Raw genomic sequence first — 24,853 nt, forward strand, 5'->3', positions numbered from 1 at the left:
ACTCCGGCAGGGTTTTTGACGGAATTTTCACGGGCCGGATGGCATAAAGACGGCGGTTATTTGGATGTCATGAGGTCGTTATGTCTGCAGCATTACAAGTGTCGCCACGCCAGCGGGTGGATTGGGCTGGGTTAGGTTGGGCCTTTTTGTTCTTTTGGTATTTTTCAGGCGTCACCCAGTTACTGATTCAGCTAACCGGCACGGCTGGGTTTTCTGGCTTTCGCCAGGCATTTTTGGCCAGCGCATTATGGCTGGTGCCTGTGCTGTTATTCCCTGGCCGCGCCCGGCTAATTGCTGCGGTGGTGGGCGCGCTGTTGTGGCTGTGCTCATTGGGTAGTTTTGGGTACTTCTTGGTCTACGGCCAGGAGTTCTCGCAGAGCGTCATTTTCATCATGTTCGAGTCGAACATTAATGAAAGCCGCGAGTACCTGATTCAGTATTTCGCTTGGTGGATGCTGCCGGCGTTTCTCGCCTATGGCCTGGGTGGTTGGTTGCTTTGGCGCAAAGTGCGCCCGGTGTATCTGTCGCGCCCTGGTGCCTTGTTTGCGGCAGCGTTTGCGCTGTTTGTGTCGGTGGGTTATCCGGCGCTACGCCAGTTCACTAAGCACGACAGTTGGCAGGCGGGGCTGGATAACTTCGCCCAACGCATTGAGGCGGCGACGCCTTGGCAGTTGGTGGTGGGCTACAAAAATTACCGCGAGCAACTGGCTAATATGCAGGCCATGTTGGATGAGAATGCCAGCATCCTGCCGTTGGGTAATTTGCAGGATGCACGGGCCGGGCAGCCAGCCACGCTGGTGCTGGTCATCGGTGAGTCAACCAACCGTCAGCGCATGAGCCTATATGGTTACCCGCGCGAAACCACGCCGGAGTTGGACGCTTTGCGTGACCAACTGCAGGTGTTCGATAACGTAGTAACGCCGCGCCCTTACACCATCGAAGCCTTACAGCAGGTGCTGACCTTTGCCGATCAGGAGCACCCTGAGCGTTACCTGACCACGCCTTCGGTGATCAATCTGATGAAGCAGGCGGGCTACAAAACCTACTGGATCACCAACCAGCAGACCATGACCAAACGCAACACCATGCTCACGACTTTTTCTGAGCAAGCCGATGAGCAGTTCTACCTGAACAACAACCGAGCGCAAAATGCTCGCCAATACGACGGTGATGTACTGGCACCTTTTGCCAAGGTGCTGGCCGATGCAGCGCCGCGCAAATTTATCGTGGTGCACCTGCTGGGCACGCATATGAGCTATCAGTACCGCTACCCAGCTGAATTTGAGCGCTTTACTGACCACGCCGGTGTGCCGGCAAATGTAACAAGCGATCAGTTGCCCACTTACAACAGCTATGACAATGCCGTGCTTTACAACGACCATGTGGTCGCCAGTCTGATCAAGGATTTGGCTGGGCAGCAGCCCAACAGCATGTTGCTGTACTTGGCAGACCACGGCGAGGCGGTCTTCGATGCGCCCAAGCCGGATGTCTTGGGGCGTAACGAGGCCGCACCGACTAGCCCGATGTACACCGTGCCGTTCATCCTGTGGAACTCACCGCAGTGGCAGGCGCAGCAGGCACGGGACTTCACGGCCACGCTGTCGCGGCCCTACAGTTCATCGCACTTTATCCACACCTGGGCCGACCTAGCCGGCCTGCGCTTTGATGAGTACGAGTCGAGTAAAAGCTTGGTCAGTAATGACTTTCGGCCAATACCGCTTCTGATTGGCAACCCGCAACAGCCCAAGAGTTTGATCGACTTCAGCTTGATCAAGCCCCAAGGCGTTACGCGCAACACTCAATTAGCGCAGCGTGATAAGACGGCCAAGCCTGAGCGTTAACGCTGAACCCCAAGCTCAGGAAATTTGAGCCCGCGCCGCCAGCCTTGCTGGGAGCGCTGCGAATGGCTCGCTCAGGGCTAGCGCATCAGCCGCTGCATGGCGTCAGCTAATACGCTGGCCATTGTGCGTCGCCAAGGCGCGCTGTGCGGGTTGGCCAGCACGTGATCTTCGTGGCTAAAGCTTTGGGCGACCACGTTGTAACCGAGCCAGCGCAACGGTTCAGGTTCCCAGCGTGGCAGCGTTTCTAGAGGTTGGTCGCCAAGCACCCAAGGTTGCGCGGTCAGCTCGCTGTGTCGGTCGAGGATGAGGTCAGCCAGGGTGCGTCCACCGAGGTTGCTCGCACCGACGCCCTCGCCACCGTAACCTGCGGACAAGGCGATGCCATTACGTCGATCAATCAGCATATGTGGGCGAAAGCGCCTGGCCATGGCCAAGTTGCCGCCCCAGGCGTGAGTGATGCGCACCTGCTTAAGTGGCGGGAACAGCGCGCTAAACAATAAGCGGCGAAGGTCGCGTTCAGCTTCGCTGAGTGTAAAGTCGTGGCGTAAGCGCCCGCCAAAACGGTATCCACCCCGAGCACCGAACACCAAACGGTCGTCGGCACTGCGTTGGCCATAAGTGACATGTCGGCTGTTTTCACTAAACGCTTGGCCGCGTTCCAAGCCTATATCCGCCCACACTTCTTTGGGCAGCGGTTCGGTAGCCACCAGCAAGCTTTGTACCGGTAGTTGATACGTGTCTAAGGGCGGTAATTCGGCGGCATAGCCTTCCACCGCAGGCACGATCCAGTCAGCGCGCACGCTGCCGCCTGCGGTGCGCACCCGACCGGTTTGCCAGTCGATTACCCGGCTTTGCTCATACACCTCAACGCCCATGGCAGTCACGCAGTCTGCCAGGCCACGCACCAGCTTCGCCGGTTGGATGGTGGCGCAGTGCGGTGAGTAGATCGCCCCATAGGCATTGGCCAGTTGCAGTTGTTTGCCGAGGTCGAAAGGGGTCAGCCAGCGGTAATCCGTTTCATCTAGGCCAAGGGCGCGCAGTTGCGCCAGTTGCTGGCGCAAGCGGGTCAGCTGCTCAGGGTAGCGTGCGGCGCAATACAGCACGCCGCCTTTGCGGTAATCACAGCTGATCTGTTCGCGCTGCAGCACGCTGGCGACTTCATCAGGAATGCCGTGCAGCAACCTATAGGCACGCTGGCGCGCTGCGCTGGGCTGACCGGCGAGCAGGTGATCCTGGCCCAGCAGGTTGCCCATCAGCCAGCCACCATTACGCCCGGAGGCGCCGAAACCGGCAATCTCGCCTTCGAGGATGACGATGCGCAACTGCGGCGCTTGGCGCTTGAGGTAATAGGCGGTCCACAAACCCGTATAGCCCGCACCGATAATAGCCACGTCGGCATGAATATCGGCCTGCAGTGCGGCTCTGGGGTGCAGCGAGCCGCTCAGTTGGTCCATCCACAAACTGATGTTCTGCCACTGGCTCATGCGCGGTTACCTGGGTCGCAGGAGAATAGCGCCTAGGGTAAGCCCTTTCAGGCGCATGTGCGGTATTCAGCTTTTTGGCTTGTACGCGCAATAGCCCGGACGTGGGCCGATTTTGGGGTGGTTACGGCAGGTGTCTGGGCGCTTTTCGTAGATGGTGCACAGGCGGGTTTTGCGGTCCAGGTACAGGCAGTCATTGTTGCTCATACGCACCAGGGTGAAGATGCCTGTTTTTTGATGGAAACGTTCGACGATGCCGTCTTTTTGCAGGCGCTTGGCGATGTTCTTCAGCGGCTCGCTGCGCTCGAATTCGTCGACCACGCCGATACGGATCAAATCGTTCAGGCGCGCTTCAACCGGCAGCGTGCAGCAACTGGACATGCAGCTGTGGCACATGTCAGCGGTGTATTTGGCCCAAGTGTCTAGGCGGTCGAGTTCGGCGGCGGCAATCAGGTTGTTTTTCATCGGGCGTGGCAGGCGTCAGTTGGGCGGCGGGCGATAATAACGGGCCTAAAATATTTTTGAATGACAATCTGCCCGCTGGTCACGGTTTACACGGGGCGCGCGGCGCGAATTTTTATGGCGGACATCCACAGCGCGCAGCTTTTGGGCCGTTGCCGGGTCATGTATAGAGTGGGTACGGTAATTTCTTTCTGTGCTGTGATGCGTGCGGCATTCACGTTTATGAGGATGCTGTGGGGTGCCTCTTATACTGCTGCGCAGTTGGCGTCTGCCGTTGGGCAGCGCAGGTTTGGATTTGACTAAATAGGAACGCGCTGCATGCAATGGATCTTCATGCTGGTGGGCTTGCTGCTCGGGGCGTTGGCGGATGAAACGTTGAGCGGCTCGCTGCTTGGGGCTTTGCTCGGTCTTGGCCTGGGTCAAGCGCTTAGGCTACAAGGACTTGCCCGCGAGAATGCCGCGCTGACGGCTCAGCTTAAGGCGTTTTCCCTGCGCTTCGAACAGGGCACTGCAGCACTTTATGAGCGGCTGCTCACGCTGGAGCGGGGCGCGACGCCAGCGTCTGAGGCTTCATCAACACCTCAGTCGGCTAGTGCTGTCCCGCAGCCCATACCTGTTCCCGAGCCTGTCGCCAGTCCCGAAACGACTGAGCCTGAGCCTGAGCTGGACTGGACGCTAGATTTTGTCCTGCCCGAGCCTGCTGCTGCGCCAGCAGTTGCCACGTCGGCTGCAACTGAGCCCGTCGCAGCTAGACCGATTACGCCGCCAGCTCCGCCTTGGAAGCCTGCTGAACCGCATCAGCCAAGCGTGTTTGAGCGTGGTTTTACCGCGGCTAGGAACTGGCTGCTGGGTGGCAATACAGTGCTGCGCGTGGGTGTAGTGCTGTTATTTCTCGGCTTAGCCTTCCTGCTGCGCTATGCCACCGAGGGCGTAGTCGTGCCGGTGGAGTTGCATTATGCCGGCGTGGCCGCCAGTGCTGTGGCCTTGCTGGCGCTGGGCTGGTGGTTGCGCCTGCGTAACCCAAGTTATGCGCTGATGCTGCAAGGCACTGGGGTTGCAGTGCTGTACCTGACGGTGTTCGCCGCCATGCGCCTACACCCGCTACTAGACCCCGCTATGGCGCTGGGCTTACTGGTAATGGTCACGTTTTTTTCAGCTATTTTGGCGGTCAAACAAGACGCCTTGGGTTTGGCTGCCGCTGCCGCTTTAGGCGGTTTTGCCGCGCCGATCCTGACGTCTACTGGCAGCGGCAACCATGTGATGTTGTTTAGCTATTTCGCCTTGTTGAATATCGGCATCTTTACCATTGCCTGGTTCAAGGCCTGGCGCTTGCTCAATCTGATTGGCTTTGTCGGCACCTTCGGCATTGGTTTCGCCTGGGGGATACGCGCCTATACGCCTGATTTGTTGTGGAGTACTGAGCCGTTTCTAGTGCTGTTTTTCTTGATGTATGTGGCCATTGGTTTGTTGTTTGCACGGCGTAAATTGCGCGAGGCGGTTGACGCGCCCAGTAACCCTGACGAGTTGCTGCTGTGGGCGGCGCGCAAAGGCGACTCTATCGACGCCACGGTGTTGTTTGGCCCGCCCTTAGTGGGTTTTGGTCTGCAGTTCGCACTGGTGCAGCACATTGAGTTTGCCGCTGCCTATAGCGCGTTGGCGCTGGGGCTGTTTTATCTGGTGCTGGCGCGGCTGCTGGTCGGTCGTACGGGAGATCGTGCGGTACTGCTGGTAGAAACCTGCTTGGCGCTGGGCGTGGTATTCGCCAGTTTGGCGATTCCCTTAGGGCTGGATGCTCGCTGGACCTCGGCCGCCTGGGCGGTTGAAGGGGCGGGTATTTTTTGGCTGGGCTTGCGTCAGCAGCGCAAGCTGGCAAGGGCATTTGCCCTGCTGCTGCAGTTTGGTGCGGCGCTGGCGTTTGTCATCGGCTTGCGCGTTGGTGAGTTGACCCTGCTGGACGGCGCGCCTCTGGGCGCATTAATGCTCGGCGCAGCGTTGCTGTTTAGCTACTGGCAATTGCGCCAGAATGCGTCCCAAGCCAGCCGCTGGGAGGTCCGTGGTTTGCCAGTGCTGGCCTGCGCCGGGCTGGCGTTTACTTATCTGGTTGCACCGCTGCTGTTTACCGCACAAGGCACAGCGATCAGTTGGGCGCTGGCAGGCCTGCTGACCTTGTGGCTAGGTTTACGCCTGCAGGCCCGCAGTTTCCTGTTCAGCGCGTTTGCCGTGCAGTTGCTCGGTGGCCTGCTGTTTATGCTAGACATGGCCGACCATGCAGCGGCGGGTGCGGGCGGTTTTGCTGCCGGCTGGCAGGGCTTGTTGACCTCCTCGCTGATTGGCTTTGGCCTGATCGCCGGCATGTTGCTGGCGGCGCGTGATCCGCAGGTCGGCGCGGATCATCGCCTGTTGCGCGGCCTGTCGGTGGTGCTCTTGGTGGGACTGGTGTTTATCAACCTCGCGGTGCTGTTTGTGTTGCCCTGGGCTACGGCCAGTGCGGTATGGGGTGGCAGCGGCCTGTTGATCATCTGGCTCAGCCTGCATCTGCAGCAGCGCGCCAGTTTTGTCTTCGGCTTGTTGTTGCAGGTGTTGGCGGGGCTGGTGTTCCTCGCGGTCAGCCCGTTGCTGTTCGGTCAGCTGTCGGCCGAAGGGCTTCGGCCGCTGGCCCATATGGATTTCTGGACGCCGCTGGTGCTCGGCATGGCCGCTTTGGTCGGCGCCTGGCGCTTGCAACAGCTGGCCCGTCGCGAGGCGCCCAGCGCCCTTGGCAATTTCAGTTTGCTTGGCCTGGCGCAACTGCTGCTGGTATGGGGTGCAGCATGGTGGGCGCTGGCGCTGAGCAGCGAGGTGCTGCGCTTTGTCGCCAGTGAATGGCAGACGAGTGGCCTGCTAGCGGTGTTGGTGGCGAGTGTGGCGCTGGCGGCGTTTCTTGCGCCGCGCACCCGCTGGGCTGAACTGGCGCTGCTATGTTGCCTGCTTACGCCCCTGGCTGGCGTGGTTGTGTTGCATGCTTGGCACCCTGAGTTTCATCCGGCGGCGCAGTTTGGCTGGCTGGCGTGGGCACTGCTGTTTGTCGTGCACTTCTGGGCGTTGCGGCGCTTGGCCACACAACTGCCGGCGGGTGCGCTAAGCGCGGCCCATGTGCTCGGCTGCTGGTTGCTACTGGGTGTACTGGCGCTGCAGTTACGTTACCTGTTCTTGACCCTATCAGAGCATTACAACGCGTGGCGTTGGCTGGGCTGGGCGCTGTTACCGAGTGCCTATTTATGGCTGATGGCTCCGCGGCCGATGGCGGTGCCGCGGCGTTGGCCTTGGCCGTTAGCGGCTTATCCGCGCGAATATCGCGTGTTAGCGGCCGCTCCGCTGGTCGTTTTGATGCTGGGTTGGTTTTGGTTGGCCAATATCGCCAGTGCGGGCGACGCCGAGCCGCTGGCCTATTTGCCATTACTGAACCCGTTGGAGCTGGGCCTGCTGTTTGCGCTGGGGGCAATGTTCGCATGGGCGCGCACGGGGCTGGTCGAGTTGGGAGTGAGCGCGGTACGCAGTCAGTGGCTGACACAGTCGCTGGCGGGGGCGTCGTTGTTCGCCCTGCTGACGGCGATGGTGATGCGCACCGTACACTATTGGAGTGGCGTGCCTTATCAACTGGATGCCTTGCTTGCTTCGATGCTGGTGCAGGCGGGGCTGTCGATTGTTTGGACGCTGATTGCGCTGCCGTTGATGGTCGTCGGTAACCGCTTGGTTCGGCGTGAGCTGTGGTTGATCGGTGCGACCTTAATTACAGTGGTCGTGGCCAAGCTGTTCTTCGTAGAGTTGAATAATCGCGGGGGGCTGGAGCGCATCGTGTCGTTTATTGGTGTGGGTGTATTGCTGTTGGTGGTGGGTTATTTCGCGCCCTTACCCGCGCGCACGAAAGAGGCTGATCAACCGCAGGAGCACGCATCATGAATGGTTTAACCCGAGCGGCGCTGTGTTCAGCACTGGCTGGCCTGCTGTTTAGCGCCGTAAGCTTGGCTCAGGCGCAATTGGATGACTTTGCCGTGCAGCTGCCGCTGACGCTTGCAGGTGAAGGCCCTTGGTACCGCCTCGAGGTGCCGATGGCGCTGCATTTTGCAGCGCGCTATGGCGACCTGCGCGACCTGCGGGTGTTCAATGCTGAAGGCCACGCGCTGGCTTACGCGCTGGTCGCGGGGCAAGAGACGTCGCGTGACAGCCAGCAGGAACAAACGGTGAAATGGTTTCCACTGTACGCCGAGCAGGGTGACAGCACCGCCATGGCCAACCTGCGTGTGCAGCGCAGCACCACGGGCACCTTGATCGAGCTGCTCGATCAGCCAGATACGGCCAACCAGCCAGCCTTGCGGCGTGGCTGGCTGTTAGATGCAAGTGCGTTGCAAGCGCCGTTGATTCGCTTGCAGTTGAACTGGGCGGACGGCCAGGAGGGGTTTCAGCGCTTCAGTATCGAGGCCAGTGATGACCTGCAAGCGTGGCAGCCTTGGGGTATTGGGCAGTTAGCGCGGGTGTCGTTTGACGGTGAGCGTGTTGAGCAGCGTCAAGTCGAACTGCCAGGGCGAAAAGCGCGCTACCTGCGTTTGCTCTGGCAAAGCCCCCAACAGGCGCCGCAATTGACGGAAGCGAGCCTGATGAGCCAGCGCAGTGACAGTGCGCCGGCGCCATTGGTGTGGTCGCAGCCACTCAGCGCGACCCTTAATGCGGACGGTCAGTATCAATGGCAGTTGCCGCTGGCCTTGCCGTTGCAGCGCGTGCATGTGGAGCTAAGCCAAGCCAATAGCTTGGCGCCGGTCCGTGTCAGTGGCCGCAGTGAAACCAAGGGTGCTTGGCAATATTTAGCTCAGGGCCTGCTTTATCGGCTACCGGAGAACGGCCTAGAAATTCGCCAGGAGGAGTTATCGCTCCCCGGCGTAGCGATGCAGCAGCTGCGCCTGCAGGTGGACGAGCGTGGTGGTGGCCTCGGCAGTCAACCTCCGCAAATCAAAGTGGCCGTACGCGCCACGCAGCTGGTGTTTCTGCAGCGCGGCAGCCCGCCTTATCGACTGGCGCTGGGGCGTGCTGGCACTGAATCAGCCGCATTGCCGTTGACCACACTCATCCCTGGTTACCAGTCGCAACGTTTGCAACAACTGGGCACAGCCGAAGCGCAGCTGCAAAGCGATAACCCCGTGCAGCAGGCGCAAGCCAAGGCGAGCGATGGCCAGTGGCGACGCTGGGGCCTGTGGGTGGTGCTGTTGCTTGGGGTCGGCTTGCTGGCGTTGATGGCAGTCAGCCTGTTGCGTAGGCCACGCTCGGAATAGAGCTGTTAGCTAGCAATAAAGCGCTGCCGCCTAAACTTTTTTCAAGAGGGTTTGCAGCTTAAATTGCTCGGCGTTTGAGGCCAGAAAGGCCATGGCGTAATTTAATTTCCCCCTGTCTTTGCGTGGCCCCGAGCGTTTGCCTGAGCTATCTGGCAAACGGTTGGTGGCGGGTAGCGGCGAGTCTGGGAATGGTTACGCAGGTGCGCCGTGCAAGATGTTCTGGTCCAATATGGTCTGACCGGGGGGCTCCCGATGCCCACGCTCTGGGCAATTTTACTCTGGCATTACGTCAACAGCATGCGCCAGTTGCTGCTGCTGCCGCTGCGCAGCACCCTAGGGCTGTCACGGCGCCACTGAGTGATTAGCCGATTGCGCCGATTCGCTGTCATCGCAGGCCGCCATTCTTCGTCGTCGCTTATGTCTATTTATTAATAAGCTTCTGCTGGGATGATTATTGTTGCGCGCCTGTTTGACCTGCCGCCAGTGGTCCGTCATCTGCTGCCAGATGCCTTACTCGATCCGGCGCTGGTGATGGATGCGTAATTGCGCGTGATTGAGGCTAACGCTGACAGTGCTGAAGCTGGTTGGTCTAAGCAGTTGCAGGTAAGGAATGCGGCTATTTGACTGGTTAATTCTGCACGTTCTTTCGAAGTGCGCATTCGCGCCATAGCGCTGCACTCTGAAGCTGGGGCAAATGCTTTAACGGCGTGATGCCACTCAGCGTCATCTCAGTGAATTGAAGCTGGCCTCAGCCTTGGTCTTAAGCGAGGGGCGCTTGCCCAGCAACCCGTCTGAATCGGCAGCGGCAAGAGTAGGCGCTGTGCGGCCTGCTTATCGGGCTGAGCAACCGCCTCGACTTGGATGGTTTTTTCCGGCGAGCTAGCAATGGCTGATGCGGCGCTCAATTGGGCTAAGCGTGAGGGTCGAAATCATGGGTGTTGCAGAGTCTGAGCCGCCGTGTGCGTTAGCGTGACCGTCCTTCTATCCAGTGCTAGGGCGTTGCGCCCGTTAAAGGGGTAGACTGCGCTCGATTTCAATCCCTCCGGAGCCGTCCATGTCTCGCGTTACCCTTAGCCGTTACCTGATCGAGCAGACCCGCAGCAATAACACGCCAGCCGATCTGCGTTTCCTTATCGAAGTGGTCGCACGGGCCTGTAAGGAAATCAGCCATCAGGTATCCAAAGGCGCATTGGGCGGCGTGCTAGGCAGTATGGGCACCGAAAACGTACAGGGCGAGGTGCAGAAAAAGCTCGACGTGATTTCCAATGAAATCCTGCTCGAAGCAAACGAATGGGGCGGTCACTTGGCCGGCATGGCCTCAGAAGAAATGGACAATGCCTATCAGATTCCCGGTAAGTACCCCAAAGGTGCTTACCTGTTGGTATTCGACCCGCTGGATGGCTCCAGCAACATTGACGTTAACGTATCAGTTGGCACTATCTTCTCGGTGTTGCGTTGCCCTGAGCGCAATGGTGATGAAGGTGACTTGGGCGAAGAAGCCTTCTTGCAGCCGGGCACCGAGCAGGTTGCGGCCGGCTATGCGATTTATGGCCCGCAAACCATGCTGATGTTGACCCTCGGTGATGGCGTTAAGGGGTTCACTCTTGACCGCGAGTTGGGCAGTTTTGTGCTGACCCACGATGACATCAAAGTGCCCGAAGCGACCAAGGAATTCGCCATCAACATGTCCAACCAACGCCACTGGGAAGCACCAGTGCAACGTTACGTTAGCGAGCTGTTGGCAGGCGAAGCAGGCCCGTTGGGTAAGAACTTCAATATGCGCTGGGTCGCGGCTATGGTCGCCGATGTGCACCGTATCCTTACCCGTGGCGGTGTGTTTATGTATCCGCGTGACAGCCGTGACCCTGCAATGCCGGGCAAGCTACGCCTGATGTACGAGGCTAACCCGATGGCGATGATCATCGAGCAGGCCGGCGGTGTGGCCACCAACGGCACTCAGCGCATCCTTGATATTCAGCCGACCTCACTGCACCAGCGCGTTGCGGTCTTCCTTGGTTCTAAAGAAGAGGTGCTGCGCATCAGCGCCTACCACCGCGACTGACCGCCGTTGCCCGGTACGACGGCTGCCGCAAGGGCAGCCAGTCGCTCGGCTTTTCTGTTTGCCGTTCGGGCCGCAAGAATAATCCGCTCTTCGTGTTGCTTGGCCATTGGCCGATTCACGCCGAGCGCATCAGCCGGCTATTGCCCCGTACTCGCCATATTCCGCAGGGGTTCGGGCGCAGTTTAAATACTGAGCAATCTTAATTTGCGCCGGAACCCAGCACACGTTTCTAGCGTCGAACCCGGCAAGCTCGGCATTGCTATGCTCAGCTAAGCATGGTCATTTTCTCAGGAGTTTCCCTATGTCTCTGCGTGTCGTTGCACTTCTCGCTGCTTGTCTGCTGTTGGCTGCCTGCAACAAGATCAGCCAGGATAATTACGCCCAACTCAAACCGGGTATGAGCAAAGGTGACGTCGAGGGCTTGCTCGGTAAGCCTGCTGAATGTGCCGGTGCGTTAGGCATGTCCAGTTGCACCTGGGGTGACGGACAGCGTTTCATCAGCGTGCAATATGCCAATGACCAAGTTTTGATGTTCTCCGGAAAGGGGCTCAAGTAATGCGCCTGCTCGCGGCAGTAGCCGCAGCGGCAGTGCTGGTTGGCTGTGCCAACTCCGGCACAGGCGTTACCCCACCGAAGACTGTGGATAAGGTCGATCTGCAGCGCTATCAAGGTACTTGGTACGAACAGGCGCGCTTGCCGATGTTCTTCCAGCGCAATTGTGCACAGTCCGAAGCTATTTATACGCTGCAAGAAGATGGCGCGATTGGCGTAACCAACCGCTGCCGAACGCTTGAGGGTGACGTGCAACAAGTACAGGGTCAGGCCATGCCTCAAGTTCCGGGTGAAACCAACAAGCTTTGGGTCCAGTTCGACAACTGGGTAAGTGACCTGCTGCCGGGGCTGACCAAGGGCGAGTACTGGGTGCTTTACTTGGATGACGACTACCAAACCGCGTTGGTTGGCCATCCTAATCGTCAGTACCTTTGGTTGTTGACGCGCGATCAGCAAATCAGTGCACAAAACCGCACCACCCTGCTCGAAGAAGCGCGTAGGCGTGGCTATGACACCCGTGAGTTGATCTGGCGGCAGGCCGATAGCCAGATGGCTAAGTAGCGTTAACCCAGTCAGCACTCAGATACAGTGCTGTGCAGTTGGAGGCGCGAATTTGGCTGACTGCGAGGCCATGCATTAAAATTATCCACAGGTCGTTTTAGGGTTATTCGTTTCATCAATAACGCTCGCCATCACCCGTTTGGGTGAGCGAGATAAGTGCCGCATCTCACTACTATCCTTTCTAGTTTTTAAAACCATAAAAATAAAGGTGTACGGATGCAGCACTCTCTAAAAGTATTGGCAGCCGCTGTGCTAATGGCCAGCTTGTCGACCACCACTCAAGCCATGCCCTACTCCCAGCTGATTATTTTTGGTGATTCGCTGAGTGATAGCGGGCAATTCCCTGATTTAGGTAGCCCTCTGCTGGGTGGCAACCCCACTGGCGGCGTCCGATTCACCAATCGTACAGGGCCCAATTACTTAGCCAATAACACTGAATATTTTGATGCAGTTTCAACCCAACGACTTGCTTCAATGTTGGGCCTACAGGCTCTGCCCTCGACACCATTATTGCCGCAGATACTGACCGGTAATCCTGACGGAACTAACTATGCCGTTGGCGGGTATCGAACGGATCAGATTCTTGCATCTATCACCGCGGTCAATGGCTCAGTAGTCGATGCTGGTGGCGGTAATATTCGTACCCGAAACGGCTACCTAGTGGATGTGCCGCGTGTCGATCCTAATGCAGTCTTCTATATCAATGGCGGCGGTAATGATGTGCTGCAGTTTGTCGTCACCGATCAGGCTAGCGCTGCAACTGCAGTCGCTGATTTAGTCGCAGGTGTGCGCGCACTCCAGCAGGCAGGTGCGCGAACTATTATAGTTTCTGACTTGCCAGATGTTGGTTTGACTCCGAGAGGACTTTTTCCTCTCCCGCTGTTCGGGTTACCTCTAGGCGCCCGCAGTGCTTATTCGAATAATTCAGGATTGTTTAACACCGAGTTGGGTATCCAGCTTTCTGCCTTGGGCGGTAACGTTATCCGCCTTAATGTTCGCGGCCTTTTGGACGAAGTTAAAAGTGACTTAGCGGCCTTCGGTTTTGACCCTTTGGTAGTACAGACAGATGTCTGCTTCAATGGGGACGGTTGCACAGCCGACCCGACTTGGGGTATTGGCGGCACGTCGCCCAATCCAGATCGTTTGATGTTTAACGATGGCGTTCACCCCACCGGTGCGGTACAGCAAATAAGCGCTGACTATATTTACTCGATTCTTTCCGCGCCTTGGCAGGTGTCGCTGCTCCCGGAAATGGCCATGGCCAGTCTCAATGGCCATCAGCAGCAGCTGCGCAGTGAGTGGCAAGCTGATCGCGGTGCTTGGCAGAACGCAGGCCAGTGGCGCAGCTTTGTTGCCGCCAGCGGTCAGCGTCAGCAGTTTGAGGAGGGTGCTGCCACGGCCAGTGGCGACGGCCAGGGCCTTGGGGTGAATTTTGGCGGCAGCTACCGTTTGGATCAAAACTGGCGCGTGGGTGTGGCGCTGGGGCTGCAGGAGCAACGCTTAGAACTCGGTGAAGCGGACTCGGAATACGACCTGCGCAGCTATCTGCTGAGTGCCTTCGGTCAATACCAAAATAATCGAGTGTGGGCCGATGCCAGCGTCAGCGTTGGTCAGTTGGACTTCAGTGACCTGAACCGTCAGTTCGATCTGGGTATTGCTCAGCGCAGCGAAAAAGGGGAGACCGATGGACAGCTCTGGGCACTGTCCGGGCGCCTAGGTTATGACCTAGCCAATGCGGATACTGGCTGGCGCGTAAGCCCGTTCGTTAGCGCAGATTACGCTCGGGTTGATGTCGATGGTTATCGCGAGAGCGGATCAAGCTCAACGTCTTTGAATTTTGAAGACCAGCAGCGTGACAGTAAGCGCTTAGGTGTGGGCCTTCAGGCTAATTACCAATTAACCCCAGCCACCCAGCTATTTGGTGAGATCGCCCGCGAACGTGAGTTTGAGGATGACCAGCGCTCCCTGCGCATGGGGCTTAATTCGGTAGCGGACAATACCTTTGAGCTGCAAGGCCATACGCCTGCCAGTGGGCAGACGTTGCTTAACCTCGGTGTGCAGCATGTGCTTGGTAATGCGGTGAAACTGAACGCTAGCTATAACTTCCGTGGCACTACGGATCGTCAGCATGGCGTCAATTTTGGCCTTAGCTGGGATTTGTAACGCCTTAAGTTACAGCCACCCATAGCTTCTATGGGTGGCTTACTCCCAACCCAATCGCGCCAACTGCCACTCACCGCCTTCCAGCCACCACTCCATTTTTACGCTGAAGTGGAGTGCGCTGTTGGGGATCAGGCTTTCGGCGCCAGTTAGGGTGACTCGGGCCTCGGTATGGCCTTTCTCGCGGTAGGTGGTGTCGAGGTGGCTGTTCTTGCTCAAGGCCAGCACCCTGATGTTTTTGTGGCGCATAAACAACAGCAACATCGTGCGCTGCGCCCACTCGCGATCAAACTCATCTTGTGCCGAAAACTGCGGATGCAGTTGCTCGTGTACCGCGCTGTTGTTCTTCGCTTCCACGTTGTCCTGCAATCGTTGCACGGCTGCTTCCAGCGCTGCCTGTGGGTCATCCTTGCCGCCGCAGCCGGCGAGTAGGGTGCAAAAAAGCAGGAAAGCCAAGGCAAATAGTCGTGTTGGCATGCTCAACTCCGGTTTCATGGTTATGATGCCCAACGGGCGTTAAGTGGCTGCAGTTAAGCTGCGTAAAGCGTTAGCGTTAAGCATCAGTCAGGAGCATGCCATGCAAACCTTGTATCCGGAGATTAAACCCTACGCTCGTCATCAGCTGGCGGTACAGGCGCCGCATGTGCTGTATGTCGACGAAAGTGGTTCGCCGGATGGCCTGCCCGTGGTGTTTATTCATGGCGGGCCTGGGGCCGGGTGTGACGCGGCCAGCCGACGTTATTTCGATCCCAACCTTTACCGGATTGTCACCTTCGACCAGCGTGGCTGTGGCCGCTCCACCCCTCACGCCAGCTTGGAAAACAACACCACCCAAGCGCTGATTGCCGACATGGAGCAGATTCGCGAACACTTAGGCATTGATAAGTGGGTGCTGTTTGGTGGCTCTTGGGGTTCGACCTTGGCCTTGGCCTATGCCCAAGGGCATCCCGAGCGGGTGCATGGGTTGATTTTGCGCGGTATTTTTCTCTGCCGCCCGCAGGAGATCAGCTGGTTTTATCAGGCCGGGGCCAGCCGTTTGTTCCCGGATTATTGGGAAGATTATCTGGCGCCTATTCCTGCGAATGAGCGCGGTGATTTGGTTCAGGCCTTCTACAAGCGCCTGACCGGCTCAGACCAAATCGCGCAAATGCATGCCGCCAAGGCATGGTCGACCTGGGAGGGACGCACCGCCACGCTGCGGCCCAACCCGCAGGTGGTCGAGCGGTTTGCGGACAGCCACCGCGCGCTGTCGATTGCGCGTATTGAGTGCCATTACTTTGTGAATAACGCCTTCCTTGAAACCGATCAGCTGTTGCGCGATATGCCTAAAATCGCCCACCTGCCGGGGGTCATCGTGCACGGTCGCTATGATGTGATCTGCCCGCTGGACAACGCATGGGCGCTGCACAAAGCCTGGCCAAACAGTGAGCTGCAGATCATTCGCGACGCCGGACACTCTGCCGCAGAATGCGGCATTGCCGATGCCTTGGTGCGCGCTGCCGACGAATTAGCACATCGCCTGCTCAACTTGGCCCCGGATGAAGCATGAAGGCATTGATTCAACGGGTACGCAGTGCCCGGGTTGAGGTAGCAGGCGAAGTGGTCGGTGCGATTGATCAGGGCTTGCTGGCGCTGGTGGGTGTCGAGCCGCACGACACGCCTGCTAGCGTGGAAAAGACCCTGCACAAGCTGCTCAATTACCGAGTGTTCAGCGACGCGGCCGGCAAGATGAATCTATCGCTGAGTGATATCAGCGGTGGCCTGTTATTGGTTTCACAGTTCACCCTAGCGGCCGATACCAAGAGCGGCCTGCGTCCGAGTTTTTCCAGCGCCGCGCCACCGATATTAGGCGCTGAGCTGTTTGATTTGTTGGTGATGCAAGCCCGCAGCAAGCACCCGCGGGTCGCCACCGGCCAGTTCGGGGCTGATATGCGGGTGCATCTGATCAACGACGGGCCGGTGACCTTTCTGCTAGAAAGTTGAGCCACAGTTAACGGCTTAATGCCTCGGCGACAAAGTCCAGGCGATCCTGACCGAAGTGCATTTCATCGTCTACAAAGAAGGTCGGTGCACCAAATACGCCGCGCTTGATGGCTTCTTCGGTGGTGGCCTTGAGGCGTTCTTTGACCGTTTCATCGTTGATCAACCGCTCGAACTCGACAGGGTCGAAACCAGCGGCGCTCAGCACTTCCGCGATCACTTCAGGTTTGCCGAGGTTCTTCTGCTGCACCCACAACGCCTCGAATATGGTTTTCACATAATGCTCGAAGCGCTCACCGCCTTGGTAGCCTGCCGCGCCGCGCATCACGATCAGGGTGTTGATTGGGAAGCTCGGGTTGAACTGCATGGTGGCGCTATAACGCGCGGCGAAGCGAGCCAGATCTTGCAGCATCCAGCGGCCCTTGCTCGGAATCATCACCGGAGATTGATTACCCGCAGCCTTGAATACAGCGCCCAGTAGCATGGGTTTCCAGATGATCTGTGCACCGTTTTGTTCGGCAATGCGCGGAAGTTGAGTCCAAGCCAGGTAGCTAGCAGGGCTGCCAAAATCGAAAAAGAACTCTACGGTCTTGCTCATGATGTGCCTTCTTGTCAGGTTTGAGGTCAGTGGCGGGCTCTAGAACTTTTCCGTCCAGGGACGTAAATCCATTTCATGCACCCAGCAGTCGCGAGGCTGGCAGTGAATCTGCCAGTAGGTATCGGCAATGTGTTCGGGGTTGAGGATGCCGTCCTGTTCTTTACGTTCGCACAGCTTTGGAAAGGTGTCGCGAATAAACGCCGTGTCGATGGCGCCATCGATGATCGGGTGAGCGACATGAATGCCCTCGGGGCCCAGTTCGCGAGCCATGCTTTGGGCAAGGGCGCGTAAGGCAAACTTGGCGCTGGCGAAGGCGCAGAATTTGGCGCTGCCCCGCAGCGAGGCGGTTGCACCGGTAAAAATAATCGTGCCTTTCCCGCGCGGCAGCATGACCTTGGCAGCTTCACGACCTGTGAGGAAGCCAGAAAGGGCGGCCATTTCCCAGACCTTGCGATAAACCCGCTCAGTGGTCTCTGTGATGGAGAACTGCACGTTGGCGCCGATATTGAACACCACTGCGTGCAGCGGGCCGACTTCGCGTTCGATGGTGGCGAACATCTCGACCACCTGTTCCTCTACGCGTGCATCGCAGCCAAAGGCTCGCGCATTGCCACCTGCGGCTTCAATTTCGGCCACTAGGGACTCTAGTTTTTCGGCGTTGCGGCGTGCCACACAGGCGACATAGCCCTCGCGGGCGAAACGTTTGGCGATGGCGCCGCCGGTGGCATCACCAGCTCCTACTACCAGAATTGCTTTGCGTTCGGTCATTGCATTCTCCATCAGTTCTATTTTGGAACCTGGCTGATAGTCGGTTCCATTTTGGAACCTGTCAAGCTATGGTGAGCCATCACTTTTGGAGATAACCTCATGCGTTGGGAAGATTTGGAGCAGCAGCCCTGCTCGCTGTCCCGCACCTTGTCGGTGGTGGGCGATCGTTGGACCTTACTGGTGCTACGCGAGAGTTTTCTTGGTATTCGTCGTTTCGACGCGTTTGAAAAGCGCTTGGGTATTACCCGACATGTCCTGGCCGATCGGTTGAAAAAACTGGTGGAGGCGGGTGTGCTGGACAAAGTGGCCTATCAGCAGCGACCGCCGCGTGAGGAGTATCGGCTGACCGCTAAAGGCTTTGACCTTTACCCGGCAGTGTTGGCGCTGGTGAATTGGGGCGATCGTCATATGAGTGGCGCAGAAGGCGCGCCGATCCGTCACATCCATCGCGGTTGCGGCAAGGCGATGCACGGAGTGCTGGTGTGCTCGGAGTGTGGTGAACCTTTGCAGGCGCGGGATGTGGCGCTGGAAGAAGCGCCAGCGCTTAAGGGGCAGTTATTGCCCGCGCATTGGCACGAAGAGCAGGCATTGTAGGATGGTGGATGATGCTTCTCCCGTCCACCATCGCGGCTTGGTGGATGGATACGGCGCCATCCCCCTTACGGGTCAGAAATGCCTCGTTAAAACAAGCGCGCCAGCAAGACCGGGACTGCCGTTTCTACCCGCAGAATGCGCTCGCCTAGCTGCACGGGTTGTAGACCGGCCTCTTGCAGTTTCTCCACTTCGTAGGCAATCCAGCCGCCTTCCGGGCCGATGGCCAAGGTGACGGGCTGCTCCACGGCTCGCGGACAGGCTGGGTAATCACCGGGATGACCGGTTAGGCCGAGGGTGCCGGCAGCGATGCCGGGCAGCAGGTCTTCGACAAACGGTTTGAAGCGTTTCTCAATGATGACCTCGGGCAGCACGGTGTCGCGGGCTTGTTCCAAACCGAGAATAAGCTGTTCGCGAATCGCCACCGGTTCAAGAAAGGGCGTTTGCCAGAAGCTTTTCTCTACCCGATAGCTATTGAGCAAAATCAGCTTATGCACGCCCATGGCGCTGACGGTTTGCAGCACACGGCGCAGCATTTTCGGCCGGGGCAGGGCCAGCAGCAGGGTGAGCGGCAGTTTGGCAGGCGGGGGCTGATTGAGCAGCACCGACAGTTCAGCCTGTTCGGCATCCAGTCGCAGCAACTGACCGCTGCCCATTAGGCCGTTGAGGTGGCCAACTCGCAGACTGTCACCGACTGCAGCGCGGTGGACTTCCAGAAGGTGCTTAAGCCGGCGACCGCTAAGCCGTACGCGGTCCGCAGCGATAAAATCGCTGTCTTCGAGTAGCAGTAAGTTCACGGTTGCGCGGCAGGCGGCTGATCGTTGGGCGTCTCTGCGTTGTCCGCTGCAGCCGTTGCATCCTGTTCGGCACGACGTTTAACCATGCTGCCGCACAACAGGCCTGCTTCGAACAAAAGCCACATCGGTAGGGCCAGCAAGGTTTGCGAGAACACGTCCGGTGGCGTCAACACCATGCCCACCACAAAGCAGCCGACAATCACATAAGGCCGACTTTTGCGCAGGGTGGCGACATCAACCACCCCGACCCAAATCAACAAGAACGTGGCAATCGGGATCTCGAAGGCGACGCCGAAGGCAAAAAATAGGGTCAGGACGAAGTCTAGGTACTGACCGATGTCGGTCATCATCGCCACGCCTTCCGGTGTCACGCTGGCGAAGAAGCCAAACATGATCGGGAACACCACAAAGTAGGCAAAGGCCATGCCGGCGTAGAACAGCAGAATGCTGGAAATCAGCAGCGGTACGGCAATGCGCTTCTCATGCTTGTACAGCCCCGGCGCGATAAAGCCCCAGATCTGGTGCAGGATGATCGGGATGGCCATAAACAGCGCGACCATTAGCGTCAGCTTGAACGGTGTGAGGAAGGGCGAGGCCACGCCCGTGGCGATCATCGTCGCGCCCTCTGGCAAATAGGCGCGCAACGGCGCCGCAACCAGTGCGTAGATGTCCTGGGAAAAATAGAACAGCCCGGCAAATAGCAGCAAAACGGAACCAATAATACGCAGCAGACGTGTGCGCAGTTCGGTCAGGTGGGAGATCAGGGGCATTTCCTGATCGCTGTCCGGTCGTTGGCTCATGGCTGCGGGGTTTTATCCTGGCTGGAACTTGGGGTGGGTTCTGCGGCAGTTGCTGGTGTGGGCTCAGTTGCAGGCGCGGCAGCAGTGCTGGACGGATTGAGGGTGCTAAGCGGTGCGGTGAGGGTTTGCTTCATCGCGTTCATTTCCCGCTCAAGATCGAGAATCTGTTCGTTGTGCAGTTGACGCCGAATTTCATCAGCACCGATCTCGCGCTCAACTTCAGCCTTTATCGCGCTGAAGCTGCGCTTGATCCGGCCTATCCATAAACCGGCCGTGCGCACGGCACCAGGCAGACGGTCGGGCCCAAGCACAAGCAAGGCAACGATGCCGACCAGCAACAGCTCGGTAAAACCGATATCAAACATGGCTTAGTCTTTCTTCGCCGGCTCTTCGACCTTGCGCGCCTGAGCGTCGATGGTCTGACCTTTGGGTTCTTCCACGGCAGGTTTGTCTTCTTCGCTGCCCATGGATTTTTTGAAGCCCTTGATGGCATCACCTAAATCAGAACCGAGGCTTTTAATGCGCTTGGTGCCGAACAACATGACCACGATCAGCAGAACTATTAGAAGTTGCCAAATGCTTATGCCACCGAATCCCATGATGCGTACTCCGTAGTAAGTGAGTGATCAGTTGTTGGGGCGCGCCGCTTTTTCAGCGTGGCCGGACAAGCCGAAACGTCGATCCAGTTCGTCGAGAACAGCCTGTGGGTGCTGACCGAGAGCGGCGAGCATGATCAGGCTGTGGAACCACAGGTCGGCAGTTTCGTAAATGACATCGCTGCAGTCACCGCTGATGGCGGCGTCTTTGGCGGCGAGGATGGTTTCCACCGACTCCTCACCGACTTTTTCGAGAATTTTGTTCAGGCCTTTATGGTACAGGCTGGCGACATAAGAGCTGTCGGGAGCCGCGCCCTTACGCGACTCTAGCACGTCGGCGAGGCGGCTCAGGGTATCAGTCATGCGCGCATTACTCATGCTTGTTGCCTGCGTTATAGATGGCATGCGGGTCTTTAATCACGGCGTCGACAGTTTTCCATTCGGCGTTTTCATAGACCCGGTAGAAACAGCTTTCGCGACCGGTGTGGCAGGCAATACCGCCCATTTGCTCGACCATTAGGATGACCACATCGGCGTCGCAATCTAAGCGCAGTTCGTGCAGCTTCTGCACGTGACCAGACTCTTCGCCCTTGCGCCAGAGTTTGCTGCGTGAGCGTGACCAATAGATGGCGCGCTGCTCACTTGCGGTCAACGCCAGGGCTTCACGGTTCATCCACGCCATCATCAGCACGCGGCCGGTTAGGTGATCTTGGGCGATTGCCGGGACTAACCCGTCGTTATTCCAGTTGATTTCGTCGAGCCAGTCGGTCATTGCGAGTTCCGCCCGTGTGGGGCTGCATAATTCATGGGGCTAGTGTGCCAGCGGGCTTGCGGTGTGGCTATCGGCGCAACACCAGGTAGAGACCACCTGCAAGCATCAGCCAGCTCGGCCAGGCGATCAGGCTGATGACTAACCCTTGCGTCACCGCTCCCGCAATCAGCGCTGCGCCTAGCAAGCGCGCCGGCCACCGATGATCCACTGCAGGCTGTTGCTGGCGTTGAGTGGGTTGCTGGTTCAGGCGCTCCAGCGTTTCGCGGGCGATTTGTGACAGGTGCGGCACTTGCTCGGCCTGCAATTGCAGGTTGCGCAGCAGGCTCAAGGGGCTCACGCGCTCACGCATCCAGCGCTCAAGGAAGGGTTGCGCAGTGCTCCACAGGTCAAGGTCGGGATACAGCTGGCGACCCAAGCCTTCAATATTCAATAGGGTTTTTTGCAGCAGAACCAGCTGCGGCTGCACTTCCATATTGAAGCGCCGTGCGGTTTGGAACAGGCGCAGCAGCACTTGACCGAAGGAGATGTCTTTTAGCGGCTTCTCGAAAATCGGTTCGCACACGGTGCGGATCGCGGCCTCGAAGTCATTAATCTTGGTTTCTGCGGGCACCCAGCCGGAGTCAATGTGCAACTGCGCCACGCGGCGGTAATCGCGTTTGAAGAAGGCCAGCAGGTTACGCGCCAGGTAGTCTTGATCTTCGGCGGTGAGGCTGCCGATGATGCCGCAGTCAATGGCGATATATTGCGGGTTCCAGGGCGTGCGCGTGCTGACGAAAATATTGCCGGGGTGCATGTCAGCGTGAAAGAAGCTGTCGCGAAACACCTGGGTGAAGAAGATTTCCACACCGCGTTCGGCCAGCAGTTTCATGTCGGTACGTTGGTCAGCGAGGGTCGCCATGTCGGTGACTTGAATACCGTAAATACGCTCCATCACCAGCACTTTCGGCCGGCACAGGTCCCAGTAAACCTGGGGCACATAAAGCAATGGCGACCCTTCGAAGTTGCGTCGCAGCTGGCTGGCATTGGCCGCTTCACGCAGCAGGTCGAGCTCGTCGTAGATGGTTTTCTCGTAATCGCTGACCACCTCCATCGGGCGCAGTCGGCGGGCATCAGCAGAGGCGCGCTCGGCCATTTTGGCCAGCAGGAACAGCCAGGCAATGTCTTGCTTTATCACCGGCCTAAGGCCGGGACGAATAACCTTGACCACCACCTCTTCGCCGCTTTTCAGCTGCGCCGTATGAACCTGAGCGATAGATGCCGACGCCAATGGCTGCATGTCAAAACGGGCAAAAGCGTCGCCGACCTTGGCGCCGAGTTGGCTCTCGATCAGCGCCTGGGCCTCGGCAGGATCGAAGGGTGGGACTCGATCCTGCAGCTTGGCCAGTTCATCAGCAATATCCGCCGGCAACAGGTCGCGGCGGGTGGAAAGCAGTTGGCCGAATTTAATAAAAATCGGCCCCAGCGCTTCCAGGGCCAAACGTAGGCGCTCGCCGCGTGACAAATCAAGGCTGCGCCTTGGCAGCCAACGCCAAGGCAGGGCGTGGCGCAGCATGCGCGCCCACAAGGGCAGCGCTAGGGCGAATAAATAATCATCCAGCCGGTAGCGAATCACGACTCGCAGGATGCGAAACAAACGACGAACGGCAAGCAGCTTCATGCGGTGGGCTTATGGCGTTGGGCGATGCGCTCGATGCGCGCGTCGAGTCGATCGAGAGACAGCTTCAGGTGGTCCAATTCGGCGAAGCGCGCATCGGCTTCACGCTGGCCAACCAGGCTGCGGGATTCTTCACTGAGGTAATCAGCTAGGTTCAAGTGCAGGCTGTCGAGAGCCTGACGGGTCCAGCCAGCGCGGCTGCGCAAATGACCGCCGAGCAACTGGCTGCCAACCGGGCCGAGCCAGCGCGACAGTTCGTATTCCCAGTCCAGCTCCAAGTCTTGCAGGATGCTGGCAAGCGCCAGCAGGGCGGTGCTGTCGCCCTCCAGGCTGACGTCGGCGCTGTGTAGAACGCTGGTTTTATCGCTGCTGGTGGCCAAGCGCAGCAAGCTGGCAGCCGGCGCACGCAGCCGACAATCCGCCTCCCCGGCCCATTGCGCAGCCAGTTGCAGGCCTGTGGCGTTGGGCAGGATAAACAGCTGTAAATTCGGTGCAACACACTCCACCGCGATCACCCGGCCATTCAGGCTTGCCAGGCGTGGCAGTGCGGTGCTGTCCATGGCCAGCACGCGATTGAGGCCGAGTTCGACCCCGGCCAACAGCCCAGTGAGGATCATCAGGGTTTGATGCCGCGGTGCAGGGCGACGATGCCACCGGTCATGTTGTGATAGGTCACGCGCTCAAAACCGGCTTCAACCATCATCGCTTTTAGGGTGTCCTGATCCGGGTGCATGCGGATCGACTCAGCCAGGTAGCGGTAGCTTTCAGCGTCGTTAGTGATCAGCTTGCCGGCCAGCGGCATAAATTTGAATGAGTAGGCGTCGTAGAACTTCGACAGCATCGGGTTGGAGGGTTTGGAGAACTCCAGCACCAGCAGGCGACCACCGGGTTTGAGCACCCGCAGCATCGAGCGGATGGCGTCTTCTTTATGCGTCACATTGCGCAGGCCGAAGGCGATGGTCACCACGTCAAAGTGGTTGTCCGGGAACGGCAGTTTTTCTGCATCCGCCTGAACAAAGCTGACATTGCCTGCCACGCCTTTATCGAGCAGACGGTCGCGGCCGACGCGCAGCATCGACTCGTTAATGTCTGCCAGCACCACTTCGCCCGTTGGGCCGACCAGGCTGGAGAATTTGCGCGTTAGATCGCCGGTGCCGCCCGCGATATCCAGCACCCGGTTGCCGCTGCGCACGCCGGACAGTTCGATGGTGAAGCGCTTCCATAAACGGTGCATGCCACCGGACAGCACATCATTCATCAGGTCGTATTTGGCGGCCACTGAGTGGAAAACCTCGGCAACTTTTTCCGCCTTTTGGCTTTCTGGCACATTCTGGAAACCAAAATGTGTGGTGGGTTCGCTGTCGCTGCTGTTACGCGGATCGTTCATCGTGCCCTTCCTAAAACACCGAGGCTGTCTCTAACTGGCGGTCATTCTAAACCCAAAAGGCCCTGCTGGGTTTGGGCCTTACGCGGCAAAGGACAAAGATACGTGGTCGTTTTTGTCGCCAGAGTTGCTTGCAGCGAGCGGGCGACAGCCTTGCTATAGTCGCAGCGACTTAAGGTCGCAGTTAACTGGCGAGGAGAAAGGCCATGGCCAAGATCACTATTGAACGTCCGCACTCCCTAGGCCGCGAAGTGGCCCGTGAGAAAGCCGAACAACTGGCCCAGCGCCTTGCTCGTCAATATGACGTGCGTTACCGCTGGAATGGCGACAGCCTAGAATTTAAACGCAGCGGGGCTGACGGCCGGATTGAGGTGCATGAAAACAGCGTGCGCGTGCAGCTCAGTTTGGGCTTGCTGTTGTCCGCGATGAGCAGCAGCATCAAGCGTGAAATCGAAGAGGTGTTGGATAAGAACCTGCAGGCCTGAGGTGCT

25 protein-coding genes are annotated in these 24,853 nt (G+C 58.3%); 11 read left to right on the plus strand and 14 right to left on the minus strand.

The annotated features are described in order from the left end of the window. Positions 1-80 precede the first annotated feature (80 nt). Positions 81-1,841, plus strand: coding sequence for a phosphoethanolamine transferase CptA (gene cptA, locus WF513_RS01455; protein ID WP_339080978.1), 1,761 nt, complete (start codon positions 81-83; stop codon positions 1,839-1,841). Positions 1,842-1,918: 77 nt separating this feature from the next. On the opposite strand, the gene WF513_RS01460 is transcribed toward cptA, so the two are convergent. Next, positions 1,919-3,325, minus strand: a complete 1,407-nt coding sequence (locus tag WF513_RS01460; RefSeq protein ID WP_339080979.1) for an FAD-binding oxidoreductase — start codon at positions 3,323-3,325, stop codon at positions 1,919-1,921. 66 nt (positions 3,326-3,391) lie between these two features. Next, positions 3,392-3,787: a YkgJ family cysteine cluster protein gene (locus tag WF513_RS01465; RefSeq protein WP_339080981.1), complete on the minus strand. Its 396-nt coding sequence runs from the start codon at positions 3,785-3,787 to the stop codon at positions 3,392-3,394. Between the two features lie 315 nt (positions 3,788-4,102). Between WF513_RS01465 and WF513_RS01470 the strand changes: the two genes are divergently transcribed. The 6 genes from WF513_RS01470 (at position 4,103) to WF513_RS01495 (ending at position 14,425) form a co-directional block, all read left to right on the plus strand. Continuing rightward, on the plus strand, positions 4,103-7,723 hold the full coding sequence (locus WF513_RS01470) for a DUF2339 domain-containing protein (RefSeq protein ID WP_339080983.1): 3,621 nt from the start codon (positions 4,103-4,105) through the stop codon (positions 7,721-7,723). Beyond that, complete coding sequence (locus tag WF513_RS01475) at positions 7,720-9,087, plus strand: DUF3999 domain-containing protein (protein WP_339080985.1); 1,368 nt, start codon at positions 7,720-7,722, stop codon at positions 9,085-9,087. The genes WF513_RS01470 and WF513_RS01475 overlap by 4 nt, the downstream gene beginning before the upstream one ends. 1,054 nt (positions 9,088-10,141) lie before the next feature. Next, positions 10,142-11,149: a class 1 fructose-bisphosphatase gene (locus WF513_RS01480; protein WP_339080987.1), complete on the plus strand. Its 1,008-nt coding sequence runs from the start codon at positions 10,142-10,144 to the stop codon at positions 11,147-11,149. Positions 11,150-11,450: 301 nt separating this feature from the next. Next, positions 11,451-11,705: an outer membrane protein assembly factor BamE gene (gene bamE / locus WF513_RS01485; RefSeq protein WP_339080988.1), complete on the plus strand. Its 255-nt coding sequence runs from the start codon at positions 11,451-11,453 to the stop codon at positions 11,703-11,705. After that, positions 11,705-12,262, plus strand: a complete 558-nt coding sequence (locus tag WF513_RS01490) for a lipocalin family protein (protein ID WP_339080989.1) — start codon at positions 11,705-11,707, stop codon at positions 12,260-12,262. Before bamE ends, WF513_RS01490 begins: the two co-directional genes overlap by 1 nt. A 216-nt stretch (positions 12,263-12,478) precedes the next feature. Further along, positions 12,479-14,425, plus strand: coding sequence for an autotransporter domain-containing protein (locus WF513_RS01495; RefSeq protein ID WP_339080990.1), 1,947 nt, complete (start codon positions 12,479-12,481; stop codon positions 14,423-14,425). A gap of 39 nt (positions 14,426-14,464) precedes the next feature. Here the strand turns inward: WF513_RS01495 and WF513_RS01500 are convergent, their stop codons facing one another. After that, on the minus strand, positions 14,465-14,899 hold the full coding sequence (locus WF513_RS01500; RefSeq protein WP_339080992.1) for a hypothetical protein: 435 nt from the start codon (positions 14,897-14,899) through the stop codon (positions 14,465-14,467). A gap of 100 nt (positions 14,900-14,999) precedes the next feature. On the opposite strand from WF513_RS01500, the gene pip reads away from it, so the two are divergent. Further along, positions 15,000-15,971, plus strand: a complete 972-nt coding sequence (pip, locus tag WF513_RS01505; protein WP_339080994.1) for a prolyl aminopeptidase — start codon at positions 15,000-15,002, stop codon at positions 15,969-15,971. Beyond that, complete coding sequence (dtd, locus tag WF513_RS01510) at positions 15,968-16,405, plus strand: D-aminoacyl-tRNA deacylase (RefSeq protein WP_339080995.1); 438 nt, start codon at positions 15,968-15,970, stop codon at positions 16,403-16,405. The genes pip and dtd overlap by 4 nt, the downstream gene beginning before the upstream one ends. Before the next feature lie 7 nt (positions 16,406-16,412). Here dtd and WF513_RS01515 read toward each other — a convergent pair whose 3' ends face one another. After that, positions 16,413-17,000: a 2-hydroxychromene-2-carboxylate isomerase gene (locus WF513_RS01515; RefSeq protein ID WP_339080996.1), complete on the minus strand. Its 588-nt coding sequence runs from the start codon at positions 16,998-17,000 to the stop codon at positions 16,413-16,415. Positions 17,001-17,039: 39 nt separating this feature from the next. Beyond that, positions 17,040-17,768 (minus strand): SDR family oxidoreductase, encoded by a 729-nt coding sequence (locus WF513_RS01520; protein ID WP_339080997.1) that lies wholly within the window; start codon positions 17,766-17,768, stop codon positions 17,040-17,042. Between the two features lie 99 nt (positions 17,769-17,867). Between WF513_RS01520 and WF513_RS01525 the strand changes: the two genes are divergently transcribed. After that, on the plus strand, positions 17,868-18,362 hold the full coding sequence (locus tag WF513_RS01525; protein ID WP_339080998.1) for a helix-turn-helix domain-containing protein: 495 nt from the start codon (positions 17,868-17,870) through the stop codon (positions 18,360-18,362). Between the two features lie 86 nt (positions 18,363-18,448). On the opposite strand, the gene WF513_RS01530 is transcribed toward WF513_RS01525, so the two are convergent. The 9 genes from WF513_RS01530 to ubiE all read right to left on the minus strand — a co-directional run bounded on the left by WF513_RS01530 (position 18,449) and on the right by ubiE (position 24,365). Further along, on the minus strand, positions 18,449-19,156 hold the full coding sequence (locus WF513_RS01530) for a 16S rRNA (uracil(1498)-N(3))-methyltransferase (RefSeq protein ID WP_339080999.1): 708 nt from the start codon (positions 19,154-19,156) through the stop codon (positions 18,449-18,451). After that, a complete protein-coding gene (tatC, locus tag WF513_RS01535) occupies positions 19,153-19,956 on the minus strand; it encodes a twin-arginine translocase subunit TatC (protein WP_339081000.1) in 804 nt (267 codons plus the stop codon). Before tatC ends, WF513_RS01530 begins: the two co-directional genes overlap by 4 nt. After that, on the minus strand, positions 19,953-20,321 hold the full coding sequence (gene tatB / locus WF513_RS01540) for a Sec-independent protein translocase protein TatB (protein ID WP_339081001.1): 369 nt from the start codon (positions 20,319-20,321) through the stop codon (positions 19,953-19,955). Before tatB ends, tatC begins: the two co-directional genes overlap by 4 nt. 3 nt (positions 20,322-20,324) lie before the next feature. Beyond that, positions 20,325-20,555, minus strand: coding sequence for a twin-arginine translocase TatA/TatE family subunit (tatA, locus tag WF513_RS01545; RefSeq protein ID WP_339081002.1), 231 nt, complete (start codon positions 20,553-20,555; stop codon positions 20,325-20,327). A gap of 27 nt (positions 20,556-20,582) precedes the next feature. Further along, entirely contained in the window at positions 20,583-20,915 is a 333-nt protein-coding gene (locus WF513_RS01550; protein ID WP_339081003.1) for a phosphoribosyl-ATP diphosphatase, read from the minus strand. A 7-nt stretch (positions 20,916-20,922) separates the two neighbouring features. Next, positions 20,923-21,324: a phosphoribosyl-AMP cyclohydrolase gene (gene hisI / locus WF513_RS01555; RefSeq protein ID WP_339081004.1), complete on the minus strand. Its 402-nt coding sequence runs from the start codon at positions 21,322-21,324 to the stop codon at positions 20,923-20,925. Between the two features lie 67 nt (positions 21,325-21,391). Beyond that, a complete protein-coding gene (ubiB, locus tag WF513_RS01560) occupies positions 21,392-22,981 on the minus strand; it encodes a ubiquinone biosynthesis regulatory protein kinase UbiB (RefSeq protein WP_339081005.1) in 1,590 nt (529 codons plus the stop codon). Continuing rightward, on the minus strand, positions 22,978-23,595 hold the full coding sequence (locus WF513_RS01565; RefSeq protein ID WP_339081006.1) for an SCP2 sterol-binding domain-containing protein: 618 nt from the start codon (positions 23,593-23,595) through the stop codon (positions 22,978-22,980). The genes ubiB and WF513_RS01565 overlap by 4 nt, the downstream gene beginning before the upstream one ends. Further along, positions 23,595-24,365 (minus strand): bifunctional demethylmenaquinone methyltransferase/2-methoxy-6-polyprenyl-1,4-benzoquinol methylase UbiE, encoded by a 771-nt coding sequence (gene ubiE, locus WF513_RS01570; RefSeq protein WP_339081007.1) that lies wholly within the window; start codon positions 24,363-24,365, stop codon positions 23,595-23,597. Before ubiE ends, WF513_RS01565 begins: the two co-directional genes overlap by 1 nt. A gap of 203 nt (positions 24,366-24,568) precedes the next feature. Between ubiE and WF513_RS01575 the strand changes: the two genes are divergently transcribed. After that, entirely contained in the window at positions 24,569-24,847 is a 279-nt protein-coding gene (locus tag WF513_RS01575; protein WP_339081008.1) for a polyhydroxyalkanoic acid system family protein, read from the plus strand. Positions 24,848-24,853 lie beyond the last annotated feature (6 nt).

It is taken from the genome of Pseudomonas sp. TMP9 (genome assembly GCF_037943105.1).
Lineage (GTDB): Bacteria > Pseudomonadota > Gammaproteobacteria > Pseudomonadales > Pseudomonadaceae > Aquipseudomonas.

What these genes read in the sequence shown, in the direction of transcription:
- WF513_RS01465 (WP_339080981.1), bottom strand. Translation starts at nt 3,787, where the DNA reads ATGAAAAACAACCTGATTGCCGCCGCCGAACTCGACCGCCTAGACACT.
- dtd (WP_339080995.1), top strand. Translation starts at nt 15,968, where the DNA reads ATGAAGGCATTGATTCAACGGGTACGCAGTGCCCGGGTTGAGGTAGCA.
- WF513_RS01525 (WP_339080998.1), top strand. Translation starts at nt 17,868, where the DNA reads ATGCGTTGGGAAGATTTGGAGCAGCAGCCCTGCTCGCTGTCCCGCACC.
- WF513_RS01520 (WP_339080997.1), bottom strand. Translation starts at nt 17,768, where the DNA reads ATGACCGAACGCAAAGCAATTCTGGTAGTAGGAGCTGGTGATGCCACC.
- WF513_RS01460 (WP_339080979.1), bottom strand. Translation starts at nt 3,325, where the DNA reads ATGAGCCAGTGGCAGAACATCAGTTTGTGGATGGACCAACTGAGCGGC.
- WF513_RS01480 (WP_339080987.1), top strand. Translation starts at nt 10,142, where the DNA reads ATGTCTCGCGTTACCCTTAGCCGTTACCTGATCGAGCAGACCCGCAGC.
- WF513_RS01495 (WP_339080990.1), top strand. Translation starts at nt 12,479, where the DNA reads ATGCAGCACTCTCTAAAAGTATTGGCAGCCGCTGTGCTAATGGCCAGC.
- WF513_RS01490 (WP_339080989.1), top strand. Translation starts at nt 11,705, where the DNA reads ATGCGCCTGCTCGCGGCAGTAGCCGCAGCGGCAGTGCTGGTTGGCTGT.
- WF513_RS01475 (WP_339080985.1), top strand. Translation starts at nt 7,720, where the DNA reads ATGAATGGTTTAACCCGAGCGGCGCTGTGTTCAGCACTGGCTGGCCTG.
- bamE (WP_339080988.1), top strand. Translation starts at nt 11,451, where the DNA reads ATGTCTCTGCGTGTCGTTGCACTTCTCGCTGCTTGTCTGCTGTTGGCT.
- WF513_RS01565 (WP_339081006.1), bottom strand. Translation starts at nt 23,595, where the DNA reads ATGATCCTCACTGGGCTGTTGGCCGGGGTCGAACTCGGCCTCAATCGC.
- ubiB (WP_339081005.1), bottom strand. Translation starts at nt 22,981, where the DNA reads ATGAAGCTGCTTGCCGTTCGTCGTTTGTTTCGCATCCTGCGAGTCGTG.
- WF513_RS01575 (WP_339081008.1), top strand. Translation starts at nt 24,569, where the DNA reads ATGGCCAAGATCACTATTGAACGTCCGCACTCCCTAGGCCGCGAAGTG.
- WF513_RS01470 (WP_339080983.1), top strand. Translation starts at nt 4,103, where the DNA reads ATGCAATGGATCTTCATGCTGGTGGGCTTGCTGCTCGGGGCGTTGGCG.
- cptA (WP_339080978.1), top strand. Translation starts at nt 81, where the DNA reads ATGTCTGCAGCATTACAAGTGTCGCCACGCCAGCGGGTGGATTGGGCT.
- hisI (WP_339081004.1), bottom strand. Translation starts at nt 21,324, where the DNA reads ATGACCGACTGGCTCGACGAAATCAACTGGAATAACGACGGGTTAGTC.
- tatB (WP_339081001.1), bottom strand. Translation starts at nt 20,321, where the DNA reads ATGTTTGATATCGGTTTTACCGAGCTGTTGCTGGTCGGCATCGTTGCC.
- ubiE (WP_339081007.1), bottom strand. Translation starts at nt 24,365, where the DNA reads ATGAACGATCCGCGTAACAGCAGCGACAGCGAACCCACCACACATTTT.
- pip (WP_339080994.1), top strand. Translation starts at nt 15,000, where the DNA reads ATGCAAACCTTGTATCCGGAGATTAAACCCTACGCTCGTCATCAGCTG.
- WF513_RS01550 (WP_339081003.1), bottom strand. Translation starts at nt 20,915, where the DNA reads ATGACTGATACCCTGAGCCGCCTCGCCGACGTGCTAGAGTCGCGTAAG.
- tatC (WP_339081000.1), bottom strand. Translation starts at nt 19,956, where the DNA reads ATGAGCCAACGACCGGACAGCGATCAGGAAATGCCCCTGATCTCCCAC.
- WF513_RS01515 (WP_339080996.1), bottom strand. Translation starts at nt 17,000, where the DNA reads ATGAGCAAGACCGTAGAGTTCTTTTTCGATTTTGGCAGCCCTGCTAGC.
- WF513_RS01500 (WP_339080992.1), bottom strand. Translation starts at nt 14,899, where the DNA reads ATGCCAACACGACTATTTGCCTTGGCTTTCCTGCTTTTTTGCACCCTA.
- tatA (WP_339081002.1), bottom strand. Translation starts at nt 20,555, where the DNA reads ATGGGATTCGGTGGCATAAGCATTTGGCAACTTCTAATAGTTCTGCTG.